Below are 13,368 nucleotides of genomic sequence, written 5' to 3'. Positions count from 1 at the left end.
ATGTTTTTCCTCCTTTTATGATCCTATTTCAGTCTACTGATCTTCTCTTATTTTGTCTTCTGATCTGCTTGTTACGAATACTCATTTTCAAGGACAGTTTTGATCGCACGGACATAAGCATAAAATTCACTGTTCTTTGTGTATTTCCTATTTTTATAATAAAAATCATCGAAAAATGCTTCTCTCTGCTCTCGGCTGATTTCAAGCTGGATACTCAGCCCCGTCTCCCCTTGGTTGTTAATGTTTTCGGCATTCAACCCAGCAAGACCGCTTTTAGACGACGCTAACTCGGCGGAAAACCCTCTTCTCTCAAGGGCTCTTACGATCATTTTCGCCCGCTTTCGGTCTGTTCCTCCAACAAGTGTATTCTTGCTCTCCCCTTTATATCCGTGAAAAGCGACAACATATTGATGCTCTTTGATTTTCTTTTCAGCCAATGGCTCATCAAAGTTGGTGCTGGTAATGTGCAGGGTTTGGTTATCTTGTGACTTGAAACCTTCAAACAGGTATGTAGAGTATTCATTATTGAAATACCGCACAAGCTCGCTTACTCCGCCTTCAATTCTTCCGCCATGCGGAGACATTATTAAGACTTTGCTTCCTTTTTTCTCATTATATGAAATATCATAATCAGCTGGGCTCTCATTCTCTGCCAAGCTGCTGAAATTTGAATATGTATCTGGCTGATTAGATGGTTCAGGTTCTAATGAGTAATGAACATATCTCAGAAATAAGACAATTGCTAAGACGAATATGACATTTAATAGAAATCTTCTCATGTTTAACTCCTTTCATAAGAATGACACGGTTCATTATATGAGGTTTAGTCAATAGGTTTTATCTTACCATTGTATACACTATATCATCAGTGAAAAAGTTCCCGGTTTCAAAAAATCAATTGATTGTCACGGTTCATAGCGGTTCATTTCAAATAGGAGTGAAAAAAGATTGAGAGAATAGACAAAAAAGGTAGGAATAACCTCACTTGGCAATTAAATGTATAGAGGTTTAAGGAGGGTTTTACCAATTATCAGGCTGCCCGGTATGCTGAAACGGACAGCCTGTTATCGGCCTGCAAGATAGCGGTTTTGCTTATTTGTTCTCACAATGTCACAGGAGAGGATAGAGTCTAACAAAAACGTTCTGATCTGTTGTTTCGACAAACAAAAAGCTTTGATTTGTGTTTTGCTTTTCTGTCTTACAATGATCGTTCTTTTACTAATCGTTCCGTCTTTCTTCATATATATAATGCAGATCGGCATTTGGCTTTCCAAAGATCGATGTAAGAAGAAATTCATACAGCTGCTCTCTCCTTGCCAGTTTGATATGACAAAATTATAATACGAACAAACGTTCCTTTTCAATCCCCCAATCATTTCCACAACCATTAATCTTTCGTATCTGATTCGAAAGATTCATAAAAAACCAACTCTTGTCCGCCTCTTATAAAGGACAAACAAACTTACCAAACCTACCATCTGTTCATAGAGTATACAGAAAACCTTATAATGGGAGGAAAATACATGTTTGGGTACTCTATGGTACAAATGGTGAGAGCAAATGCTCATAAGCTAGATTGGCCGTTACGGGAAAGCGTCTTGCAGCTTTACAAGCCCTTCAAATGGACTCCTTGCTTTTTGCATCAGTTTTTCGAAACCAAATTGAAAAACAGAAAAAAAATGTCAGTCATTATCGAATTTGAGGAAGGCTGCCACGAGACCGGCTTTCAAATGGCTGGAGAGGTGCTGCAAAAAGAAAAACGCAGCAAGCTAAAAAGCCGCTTCAACAAAATCAACTGCTGCAGCGCGGAGGTGACGCCTTCAGCATTAGATTCACTTCTTTCTGAATGCAGCGATATCCGCAAAGTGTATTTAAACCGCGAAGTCAAAGCGCTTCTAGACACAGCAACCGAAGCAAGCCACGCGAAGGAAGTCGTCAGGAACGGGGAAACCCTGACAGGAAAAGGCGTTACCGTCGCTGTTATCGATACGGGAATCTACCCGCATCCTGATTTAGAAGGCAGGATTATCGGATTCGCGGACATGATCAATCAAAAAACAGAGCCTTATGATGATAATGGTCATGGCACACACTGTGCAGGTGATGTCGCAAGCAGCGGCGCGTCCTCTTCCGGCCAATACCGCGGACCTGCACCGGAAGCCAATCTAATCGGCGTGAAGGTATTGAACAAGCAAGGTTCAGGAACGTTAGCGGATATTATTGAAGGTGTAGAGTGGTGTATTCAATACAATGAGGACAACCCGAATGAACCGATTAATATTATCAGTATGTCACTCGGGGGCGATGCGCTAAGATACGATAATGAACAGGAAGACCCGTTAGTCAGAGCGGTTGAAGAAGCGTGGAACGCAGGGATTGTCGTCTGTGTCGCTGCCGGAAACTCAGGCCCTGATTCACAGACCATTTCAAGCCCGGGCGTAAGCGAAAAGGTAATTACAGTAGGTGCACTTGACGATAACAATACCGCAAGCAGCGATGATGATACGGTCGCTTCCTTCTCAAGCCGCGGGCCGACAGTATACGGGAAAGAAAAGCCGGATATTTTAGCACCGGGTGTTAATATTATTTCCCTTCGCTCTCCGAATTCTTATATCGATAAATTGCAAAAGTCAAGCCGTGTAGGATCTCAGTACTTTACAATGTCAGGAACATCGATGGCAACACCAATATGCGCGGGAATCGCAGCCTTAATCCTTCAGAATAACCCGGATCTTACGCCTGATGAAGTGAAAGAGCTTTTGAAAAACGGCACGGACAAATGGAAAGATGAAGATCCGAACGTTTACGGAGCCGGCGCTGTCAACGCAGAAAATTCCGTTCCCGGCCAATAGGCAGCATCATAAAGCCAAGCCGGCAAATCTCTCAGCAGACTTGCCGGCTTTGTTGTTTTGAATTTTCATAATAGTAGGATAAAATAATAGAAAATGGAAGAAGGAAGTGGTATTAATGCCATATTATATCTGCGAAACATGCGGAGTACAACATGCACAGACTGTAAATCCGCCGATCTCTTGTTTGATTTGCGAGGACGAAAGGCAGTATATTCATCCGAGTGGACAATCTTGGACAACCCTTGAAGACATGCGTAAAATAGGAAACCTTCAAAACATCATCAAAAAAGAAGAAGAGCATCTTTACAGCATCAAAACTGAACCAGAGTTTGCGATCGGACAAACAGCACATTTGATCAGGCATAATGGCTTCAATGTGCTGTGGGATTGCATTTCATATCTTGACCAAAAGACAATTGACCAAATCAACGAATTAGGCGGGATTCAAGCCATCGCTTTATCTCATCCGCATTACTACTCTACTCAGGTTGAATGGGCTGAAGCGTTTCAGGCCCCAATCTATATTCATGAGGATGACAAAGAATGGGCGGCAAGGCCAAGCAATCACATTCATTTTTGGACAGGTGAAACGCTCAAATTGAAGCCGGGGCTGGCCCTTCACCGTTTGGGCGGACATTTTAAAGGCGGTGCAGTTCTCCATTGGAGCAGCGGAAATGAGGGAAAAGGCTGTTTATTGACCGGCGATATCATTACGGTTGCGGCGGATCGGAACTGGGTCAGCTTTATGTACAGCTATCCGAATCTCATTCCCCTTCCCGCTTCTAAAGTTGAAGAAATAGCAGCCAAAGTGAAACCGCTTCAATTTAACCGGATTTATAATGCTTTTTCTAAAGTGGTCAAAGAGAATGCCGGCGAAGCGGTCCAGCGTTCTGCCGTACGTTATATCAAGGCCCTTAACAGCGAATTGTTTCATACATAAAGGGTGAGGCGGCTCTTTCCCGTGTAAAAGATGCAGCAATTGGGAATAGTATCGTGTAGATCAAAAGGAGGAATATTGATGGCACACACAAATACACAGCTTTCTCAATGGCTGGAATCAAAAGTCGGCCAAACGCTTGATATTAGAAAAGGTGAATTGACCCATGATGAAGAGATTTCAGACTTGGATCAGATTGCTCTCCACCTTCACAAAGTGGGTATACGCAGCACGAACCACCCTGATGATTATGTTGCAAGAGAAGAGCTCGTTTTAGAAGGCGAAGGAACAACCTTCACTGAGGAAGGCGACGTGCCGCTTCCGCAAAATGCCTATGAGATTCCTTTATTAGGTGATATTCATATTCACCAAGAAAACGAAGGACTGAAGATTGTAACCGATCGTGCAGTATATACAATTGATGTCCAGAACAGCTGACAGTCACTATCATCACATAATACAGCTTAGCGCCTTTGAGCTCTCCTGCAAAGGCGCTGCTTTACATGGGCCGATTTTTCATTTTTTTCGTATTTCCCCCTATTGAATGACGCCTAAAATAGATATATAGTTTGAGAGACAGGATTACATTTCAAATAATTCTGTTTTTTGTAAGCTGGTTCTGCAACTTGTTTAACAGCATGAAATCATCTATTTACCCTATGAGGCGAGGAGAATGCAAATGGAAAAATTGATGTTTCATCCGCATGGAAAAGAATTTCATCAAAATCCTTTTTCAGTTTTGGGCCGATTTAGAGAGGAAGATCCCATTCACCGATTTGAATTAAAACGGTTCGGCGGCACATATCCAGCTTGGTTAATCACCCGTTACGATGATTGTATGGCCTTTTTAAAAGACAATCGAATTACAAGAGACGTGAAAAATGTGATGAGCCAAGAACAAATCAAAATGCTCAACGTCAGCGAGGATATCGATTTCGTATCCGATCATATGCTGGCAAAAGACACACCTGACCATACCCGCTTGAAATCACTTGTTCATCAAGCATTTACTCCACGCACCATTGAAAATCTGCGTGGCAGCATCGAACAAATTTCTGAACAGCTTTTAGATGAAATGGAAAAAGAAAACAAAACGGATATCATGAAATCCTTCGCATCTCCTTTGCCTTTTATTGTTATATCTGAATTGATGGGAATTCCTAAAGAGGATCGGGCACAGTTTCAAATTTGGACAAATGCGATGGTTGATACCTCTGAAGAAAATAGAGAGCTTACAAATCAATCCCTTCGTGAATTTAAAGACTATATCGCCAAGCTGATCCATGACAGAAGGATACAGCCAAAAGACGATTTAATCAGTAAACTTGTGCATGCTGAAGAAAACGGCAGCAAGTTAAGCGAAAAAGAGCTTTATTCGATGCTGTTCTTGCTGGTCGTAGCCGGTCTTGAAACGACCGTTAACTTACTCGGATCAGGCACCCTTGCATTGCTGCAGCACAAAGAGGAATGTGAGAAGCTGAAGCAGCATCCTGACATGATCGCTACAGCAGTGGAAGAATTGCTGCGATACACCTCGCCTGTCGTGATGATGGCAAATCGGTGGGCCATCGAGGACTTTACATACAAGGGGCATTCAATTAAAAGAGGAGACATGATCTTTATAGGCATTGGATCCGCCAATCGCGATCCAAACTTTTTTGATAACCCGGACATATTAAATATCAATCGGTCGCCTAACAGACATATTTCTTTTGGCTTTGGCATTCATTTCTGCTTAGGAGCGCCGCTTGCCAGACTGGAAGGCCACATTGCATTTAACGCGCTCCTGAAAAGATTTCGGGATATGGAACTCGCATCAGCGCCAGATGACATCCAGTGGAGAAAAAATGTCTTTTTAAGAGGGCTAGAAAGTCTTCCTGTATCACTTTCAAAATAACATATTCAAAACGCCCCCTTTTAAAGGGGGCGTTTGCCTTTCTCAGCGTTTCACCAATTCATCTTCTTTTTCTTGTTTCGCTTCATGTTTTTTCCGGAAAGCCTTAAGGAAATTCGCGTTTACTACTCCCTTGTTTGAATAGAGCTTTTCGCAAAATTCTAACATGGCTCTAGACGCTTTTGGTTCCGATAATATCATGAAGTGGTTGCTTGAATCGACATCTATCAGATTGAACTGGGGAATTTGACGCTCCCATTCCTCCCAGTAGGCAGCTTGATCGAACGGTGCTTTTTCATTTGAGAAAGTGAAATAAATGTCTAAATCACCAAAGAAAGACCTGCTTTTGTTGCGGAAGTAATAACATTTCACCGCCTCAGGGTCTGGGAGAGGCTCAACAGTGTACGACTCAATATCATAGGCGCGCTGGGTTTTCATCATTCGCTGAGTCTGCGCACGTATTTGCTTCTCCGGTTTGTTCAGCCCCCGTTTTTTTGCCAAATCAATCAGCTCAGACAGGAATTCATCATCTTCTGTGCTTGTGTCTACCTCATCACGGCTGATGAGAACGTCAGTAAGCCTATCCGGCTTGGCAATCGATGCCAGGATGGTGTTAATTGTTTGCAGCATTGACGTTTTTATCGAAGCCTCATTCTCTTTCGTATCAGAACTGTATGGAGAGTCAATCATCACCATGCTTTTGACAGCAAAGCCTTGGCTCTGCATCTGGCGTGTGACTTCATATGCGATCATCCCGCCTAAGGAATATCCGCCTACATCATAAGGACCTTCCGGCTGTATCGCTCGAATGATCTCTATATAATAGGAAGCCATTTGTTCAACTCCATGTAAAGGAGCATGATCCGTCATAAATCCCCTGGCCTGAATGCCATAAAAAGGGCGCTGGCTTTTTTGTGCAAATTGCTGATAGATTTCAACGCCTCCCACTCCGCCATGGAACCAAAATACAGGGCGCCCCCGCTTGGCGTCATTTAACGGTATCAATTCCGGAAACGTGCGAGTGTGCTCATTTTGTAAGGATGTATCCTTCTGTTTCCTTGCGATCAAGTCTGTCATATCCTCTACGGTTTGGCATGCTTGCAGCTCCGTTAAGGTGATATGAGGGTCAATCTTTGATTGCAATTGCTGTAATAACTGTATGCAAGAAATCGAATCAAACCCGTACTGCTCCAATGGCTTATGAGGAAGCAGTTCTTCCGAAGCCATCCCTAATACATCTGCTAACATGTGAGGATCGCTGCTGTTGTTATGCCCATCATGTGAAACAGCAGACGTATTCGCTATTGATTGAAAGCCATTCCAGCAGCTTTTCTTTTCAAATGGATAGGTCGGCAACGGTATTCTGCGCGCACCTGTTCCTTGATAAAGCTGCTCCCACGGGATTCGTACTCCTTTTGTCCAGCAGAATGCGATCTTTTCAAGATTGTTTTCAGACAACAGAGTCTCTATTACCATTTCTCTTAAAGGACCATCAAGCAAGGTTTCAATATCAGAGGAACCCTCTTCTGCATTCCCGCTAAAGACAGGTACAGAACTTTTCGACTTTTCACCTTTTTCCGCAGCTGTTAAGCAGTCTTGCAAGCCGATTGCCAGTTCTTCTTTATTGCGGACGACCAGCGCCAGTCTGTCTCCCATCTCCTCTCGTCCGGTTTGAAGTGTATAAGCATAATGTTGTAATGACAGTTCTTGTTGATTGTTCACATAATCAAGCTGCTGTTGAACAACTGCTTTTAGCCTGTCCTGGTTCTTTGCAGAAAAAACGACAATGTGAGCTTCATTCTCATTCATATGAACTGGCGCGTTTGGTGAAGGACTATATTCTTCTAAAACGACGTGCGCATTTACGCCTCCAAAGCTATAGCTGTTGATACTCGCTCTGCGCGGGATAATTCTGCCTGCGCCGTCCTTTACATCCTCCCACCGCTGGTTCTCCGCAGTCATTCGGAAACGGGTGCCCTTTATTGACACCTGCTCATTCAATGAAGAAAATCCGGCTATGCCTGGTATGGTTTGATGCTTCATCGCCATGCTGACCTTCATGAGAGCGGCCATTCCAGAGACCAGTTCACCGTGTCCGATGCTCGGCTTTAAGCTGCTGATATAACATGGCGCTTCCTCACGCACTTCCTGTGAAAGTTCCAATTCAGTCTGACTTAAGCCTGACGTTAACGCACCCATTTCAATCGCGTCAGCCAACGGAGAAGCAATCCCATGCGCTTCTACATAGGTCACCGTTTTGGGATCGATTTGCGCTCCCTGATAAGCCTTTAGCATTGCATCCTTCATGCCCGCCGGATTCGGCGCGTGAAGTGACATTCCCCTGCCGCCATGCGATACGCCTGTACCTTTAATGACCGAATAAATATGATCGGAATCTTCAATGGCTTTTTGCAATGGCTTAATAATGAGAACCCCTGCTCCTTCACTTCTGACAAAGCCATTCGCCCCATCTTGAAAAGATTTGGCCTGTCCTTCTGCACTCAAATATCCCATTGAGTCAAAGCCAATAAAGCCTTTAGGTGATAGCAGCAAATTTACGGCCCCAACAATGGCTTGTTCACACTCGCCGTGTTGGATGGATTGTATAGCTCTGTGCAAAGCCACAAGAGCTGAGGAACAGGCAGCTTCATAATATTCGCTTGGCCCTTTTACATCCAGTGCATAGGAAATGCGGTTTGGAATTAAGGAAGGAATCACAGCTGAATCCGTATTGCCGGCTGCGACGAACACTCCTGTCGGACGGCTGGATAAAGCTTGTCCCGTTAAGCCTGCGTCTTCCGTCGCCTTCCATGCATGTATCAAGAGCAGAAACTCCTGCGGATCCATTTGTTCCGCTTCTTTTGGTGATATGCCAAAAAACAGCGGATCAAACTCACCGATCCCTTCTATAAATCCGCCCCATTGAAGGCTAGATGGCCCCTCTTGATCAGCTGAAGAAAATTTGCGCCAGTCCCAGCGTTCTTTCGGCACTTCAGAGATACAGTTCTTCCCCTGAATGATGTTATCCCAAAATTCTGTCACGCTGTTTGCTTTCGGAAACTGTCCCGACATGCCGATAATGGCTATGCCGTCGGCCGCATGGTCGATTGTTTGATCCGTCTTCATCTCATAAGAAGGAACCTCTTTCATTTTGCTTTCGATTTGAGCTGGGCGATCCTCCTGCTGCTCGGCTTCACCAAACAGCCGCACAAATGATGTTTCATGTTTGTCCGCAAAAAAATCGGTCAGCTCTTGAACAGACGGATATTCAAAAAACAACGTCGGATTTAATTCGATTTTTGTCTCGGATTCCATCTCCCTCGTCAGTGCCACCAATTGAGAAGAATCGATCCCCAAATCCATAATATGCGCTTTTTGAAGAGACAATTTTGACGGGTCAGCCATGTTGACTGCCAGTTTATTGGTTACATAGCTTCTGATTCTGTCTTTTAGATTGCTGACGTTGATGGCCTGATTTTTATTTCCTCTTTGATTTGAAACACGCAGTTGCTTTAACGAGTAGCCTGAATAGCGCAGCACCGTTTCTGACGATTCGTTGATCACATCTACATCGAACAGCAGCATATCACCTGTATTTTTAACCAATGTAATCAAAAGCCAGCCATCCTCTTGTATCGCATGTTTTGTAAATTCGATATCATTGATACCAAATGGCAGAAAACTGCCCTCAATGTCAAATTGCTCTAGAAAACTGAGAATGGCCAAGTAGGCGCTGTTTGTTATCAATGGGCTTACAGCGTATTGATGCCCGTTTGCCAGACCGCTTTGAGGGAGGCGAATTTTTGCCAATATCGACTTATTGTCTCTATAAAGATGAGTAATCGTCTTAAATAGCTCTCCCCACTCAGGGCCGTTTCCAGCTTGATACATCTGGTTGATGTGATGGAGCTCGGTTAATGATTGCTTTAAGCTCTCGATATTGACTTTTTTCGTTTCAAATAAACTTTTTTGACATTGCCCGATTGCGGCAGGCTTCCATGTATCAGACGCCAGCTCGCGGTACATGATTTGTAATTCTATGGCATGATCTTTTTGGAGCGGCTTTGCCTGCAGTTCAATGGTCTCGCCTTGTTTGATCACAATTGGATTGATATAGCTTAATTTGCTGATACGGCCGCTGTTTTCCTCAGGGAACATGTTAAGAAATGCTTCAATGGCCATGCTGCTGTATGTTGCACCGACAAGCACCCGTTCATTGTTGAAAACGTGGCCTTGAACGTAAGGCTCATCATATGTGAATTGATCTTGTATGACCTGATCTTTCTTGCTTTCAACAGCCGATGATTTCCCATGTTCCAGAGGAACGTCGAAATGAAACGACGTATGGTGATCAAATGCATAGTGAGGCAAACGCACCCAGCCGGATCGGTTCCCTTGTGCCGCTTCTTTAAAAGCAATGGATGCTCCCGCCGCCCATTGGGCTGCTGCGTTTATTTCTCTTTCATCATGAGCTGATCCCGAGAATGGCTGTAAATCGAATGATGTATAGATGCCTTGCTGGAGCGAGCTTTCTTCTGATGTTCGGAGCACCTTTATTTTTTCGATCAGTTCCCGAGTCGATGTTACTGTAAATGCAGCCCTATGCTCTAAATCATGGTTTATTCTGTGTAAAGCCTGTACGATTGGTTCAATATCCAGAGCCGCTTCCTTCTCTAAAAACAATTGCATGCTTTCAAGGTAGCTGAGCAGGCTCCATTTTGTTTTTGCTGAAAAAACGGCTGTCAATTCCTGCTGACGGGAAGAGGTCTGTCTCTCGGGAGCCGGCTCCATATACTCTTCTATAATGAGATTGGCATAGGATCCCCCCGCTCCGAAGGAATTGATCATGCTTCTTCGCGGCAATTGTTTTCCGTTTTCAGGATCATTCAAGCGATGCCATGGCTCCGTTTGTTCCTGAAGATAAAAAGCCGTGTTTTCCAGCTTAATATTTGGATTGACAGGTGTTGCGTTGATTGTCGGCACCAGCGTTCCCTTTTTCATCTGCAGCAGCACTTTTGTCAGCTGAGAAATGCCGGAAGCCGCCTCCAAATGCCCCAAATTGGATTTGACAGAGCCGATCGCACAAAACTGTTTCTTAGTTGTATATTGTTGAAACGCGTTTGTCAGCGCAATCACTTCAATGGGATCGCCCAGCGCTGAACCATTTGCCGCCGATTCAATATAGCCGATCGTCTCAGGATCAATGCCCGATTGCTGAATCGACTTGGCAATTAATTTTGCCTGCTGCTTCGGATCTGGAGCTGTGTACATCTGTCTTCCTCCGCTATGATTGGCAAAACTGCTTTTGATGACAGCGTAAATATGATCCTGGTCCTCAATTGCCTTCGATAGCGGTTTTAACAGGACAGCTCCGACGCCTTCCCCGGGAACTAGGCCTGTTCCTGCGCCAAAGCTTTTGCTTTGATTTCCGCTTTCCAAAAGATTGGCTCGCTCCAAAGAATCATACTTCGAAAGATCGAGTGTTAAATTGACCCCTCCGGCAATCGCCATAGAGCAGCTTTTCAATTTCAGGCTTTCACAGGCAAGATGAATGGCGTTTAATGAACTGGAGCATGCTGAGCTGACAGCGATACTCGGTCCGGTCAGGTTAAAAAAATGGGAAACGCGGTTCGCGATATGCCAGTCTCCTCCATTTGAGCTGAGGACCGCCTGCTCTAATGATGGGATATTCCAAAAATACTGATTATACATATTCCCAATAAAGACACCCACTCCGGTATCGCTATCCCGCAGTTCATCCAGCCGGGTTCGGGTATAGCCGCCGTCCTCAAATGTTTCCCAGACGGTTTCTAAATACAACCGGAGTTCCGGCGTCATTTCCATCACCCGGTTTTTCTCCACCTCAAAAAGATGATGGTCAAATGATTCTATGTCTTGCAAAAATCCGCCATAACGCTTCTTATCCGCCGGCAGTTTTGAGTCTTTTGATAATGTTTTCAATAAAGATGTGCGCCATCTGGATTCCGGCGCCTCTGTAATACAATTGTCTCCAGCGATTAAATGCGCCCAAAGCTCTTCTAAACTATCAGACATCGGATAGCGTCCGCTGATCCCGATAATGGCAATATCTTCTGTACCAGGATCATTCGTCTGCGCCACTTGGGAATTGCTTGTCTTTTCCTTTTGCAACTCGCTCATTGATGCTTGCTGAGTTTCGTTGATCCGCTGTTCTCCGGCAAAGCGGCGTGTGGCAATAGAAAATGGCTTACGAGCAGCATGCTCCGTTTGAATAGGAGCTTCGTATTTGGAAGGCTGCGGTGTTTCTTTTAACAGAGCTGTCCGGAGCTTGCTTTCGTGCTCTTCTATTAAATAATCGACGAGTTCTTTTGTGTTGTTATGTTCAAATAGAATGGTTTTTGGTAGATCCCCCGTCACTTTTTCTAATTCACGAATGAAATTGACTTGCAAAATCGAATCGATTCCATACTTTTCGAATGTCGTATCTTCGTGAATACGCTCTGGTGATAGTTTGATTGATTTTGCCAGGGTATGTTTCACAAATTGTGCTGTTTTTCCAATGAGAGAATCGCTTTCCTGAGATTGAGCTTTTACAGCATTCATTTGTAAAGGACCTGCATCTTCTTCCATCTCATTTTTCTTCTTTTGACGGACGACTCCGTTACTTTCAGCCGCAATAATCTGCTGGCCGAGCTGGTGTGACTGTTCAGCCATAAAGGAAACATAGCGAAATCCTTCACTCTCAAGCACCGTTTTCCAAGTATCCGGATACAGGCCCGGGCAGCCCGGTATGCGGAGATCAGGGTCCTCATACAGCCACCAGCCTTCCAAAAGGCCAAACGTCAAATGCGAGTATATATTATGATTACTTATTTCATTTAAGAGAAGCAGCCCGTTCTTTTTCAAAACTGCTTTTGCATGTCTCAGTGTCTGCCGGATATTTTTCGTGGCATGAAGCACATTCGCCGCGATGACCGCGTCATAGCCTCCAGCCTCAATATGCTGCTCAGACGCCGGCTCCTCCACATTAAATCGTTTATATGTCAAATACGGATTGTCCGGGCCGTACTTATTTTCTGCATGGATTAAAAATGCTTTAGACAGATCTGTATAGCAATATTCTTTTATATGCGTCTGCCAGGCTTTCAATTTTTGAAAAACAGCCGCGCTTGTACCGCCGGTTCCGGCTCCGATTTCTAATATTCGTATCTTCGCCTCAGGGTCTTGCTTCAGACGTTCTTCCAGATAGGCCGTTAACGTGTCCGCCAGCACATCATTAAAGTAGTCTGCGACCTGGTTGTTTTTATAGACCCCTTCTACTAAATCCATAGATGAATTCGGAAACAGGATATCGGTGGCTGACGCCTTGCCGGTCAGAATATCCGGCAAGGCTTTCAGCGCTGTCTCCACCAATGTCACCATAGCTTTCATATTATGATCTTGAAGCAGGTCTGATTTTTGTTCATTCCATTCCTTCCACAGCTCATCCATAGTACCTGCTGAGCGCGTTGGAACATGTCCGTTCTCCGTTCGCTTGAGAAATTGATGCCGTTCTAAAATTGATTGGCTTTCTTCTAACCATCTGCCATAGAAATTCTCCAATACCGGCTGGGATTTGCTTTCTGTGAAAAACCCTATGGACTGCAATTGTGCGAAAAGCATTTTACAGAGAATGTCTTCTGTGTTCAGCATTGGCGCTTTCCCTC

General features: G+C 44.3%; 7 protein-coding genes. 4 read left to right on the top strand and 3 right to left on the bottom strand.

Translation table 11 applies throughout. From position 1 onward, the window contains the following. Positions 1-71 precede the first annotated feature (71 nt). A complete protein-coding gene (locus EFK13_RS09480) occupies positions 72-779 on the bottom strand; it encodes a poly-gamma-glutamate hydrolase family protein (RefSeq protein WP_064813996.1) in 708 nt (235 codons plus the stop codon). A gap of 285 nt (positions 780-1,064) precedes the next feature. Further along, positions 1,065-1,298: a hypothetical protein gene (locus EFK13_RS09475; RefSeq protein WP_129505641.1), complete on the bottom strand. Its 234-nt coding sequence runs from the start codon at positions 1,296-1,298 to the stop codon at positions 1,065-1,067. A gap of 225 nt (positions 1,299-1,523) precedes the next feature. Between EFK13_RS09475 and aprX the strand changes: the two genes are divergently transcribed. From aprX to EFK13_RS09455, 4 genes are all read left to right on the top strand, one after another. Beyond that, a complete protein-coding gene (aprX, locus tag EFK13_RS09470; protein WP_129505642.1) occupies positions 1,524-2,852 on the top strand; it encodes a serine protease AprX in 1,329 nt (442 codons plus the stop codon). A gap of 115 nt (positions 2,853-2,967) precedes the next feature. Continuing rightward, complete coding sequence (locus EFK13_RS09465; protein ID WP_129505643.1) at positions 2,968-3,792, top strand: MBL fold metallo-hydrolase; 825 nt, start codon at positions 2,968-2,970, stop codon at positions 3,790-3,792. Between the two features lie 78 nt (positions 3,793-3,870). Continuing rightward, positions 3,871-4,227 (top strand): protein YmzB, encoded by a 357-nt coding sequence (ymzB, locus tag EFK13_RS09460; protein ID WP_129505644.1) that lies wholly within the window; start codon positions 3,871-3,873, stop codon positions 4,225-4,227. A 241-nt stretch (positions 4,228-4,468) separates the two neighbouring features. After that, complete coding sequence (locus EFK13_RS09455) at positions 4,469-5,686, top strand: cytochrome P450 family protein (protein ID WP_129505645.1); 1,218 nt, start codon at positions 4,469-4,471, stop codon at positions 5,684-5,686. A gap of 42 nt (positions 5,687-5,728) precedes the next feature. On the opposite strand, the gene EFK13_RS09450 is transcribed toward EFK13_RS09455, so the two are convergent. Then, positions 5,729-13,354: a beta-ketoacyl synthase N-terminal-like domain-containing protein gene (locus EFK13_RS09450; protein ID WP_129505646.1), complete on the bottom strand. Its 7,626-nt coding sequence runs from the start codon at positions 13,352-13,354 to the stop codon at positions 5,729-5,731. Between the last annotated feature and the right edge of the window lie 14 nt (positions 13,355-13,368).

Origin of the sequence: Bacillus cabrialesii (assembly GCF_004124315.2) — a bacterium.
Lineage (GTDB): Bacteria > Bacillota > Bacilli > Bacillales > Bacillaceae > Bacillus > Bacillus cabrialesii.
The sequence above is the reverse complement of the archived record's forward strand: the minus strand, read 5'-3'. Positions and strand labels throughout refer to the sequence as shown.

Coding starts and splice junctions, on each gene's coding strand:
- EFK13_RS09450 (WP_129505646.1), bottom strand. CDS start 13,354: ATGCTGAACACAGAAGACATTCTCTGTAAAATGCTTTTCGCACAATTG.
- ymzB (WP_129505644.1), top strand. CDS start 3,871: ATGGCACACACAAATACACAGCTTTCTCAATGGCTGGAATCAAAAGTC.
- EFK13_RS09465 (WP_129505643.1), top strand. CDS start 2,968: ATGCCATATTATATCTGCGAAACATGCGGAGTACAACATGCACAGACT.
- EFK13_RS09455 (WP_129505645.1), top strand. CDS start 4,469: ATGGAAAAATTGATGTTTCATCCGCATGGAAAAGAATTTCATCAAAAT.
- EFK13_RS09480 (WP_064813996.1), bottom strand. CDS start 779: ATGAGAAGATTTCTATTAAATGTCATATTCGTCTTAGCAATTGTCTTA.
- aprX (WP_129505642.1), top strand. CDS start 1,524: ATGTTTGGGTACTCTATGGTACAAATGGTGAGAGCAAATGCTCATAAG.
- EFK13_RS09475 (WP_129505641.1), bottom strand. CDS start 1,298: ATGAATTTCTTCTTACATCGATCTTTGGAAAGCCAAATGCCGATCTGC.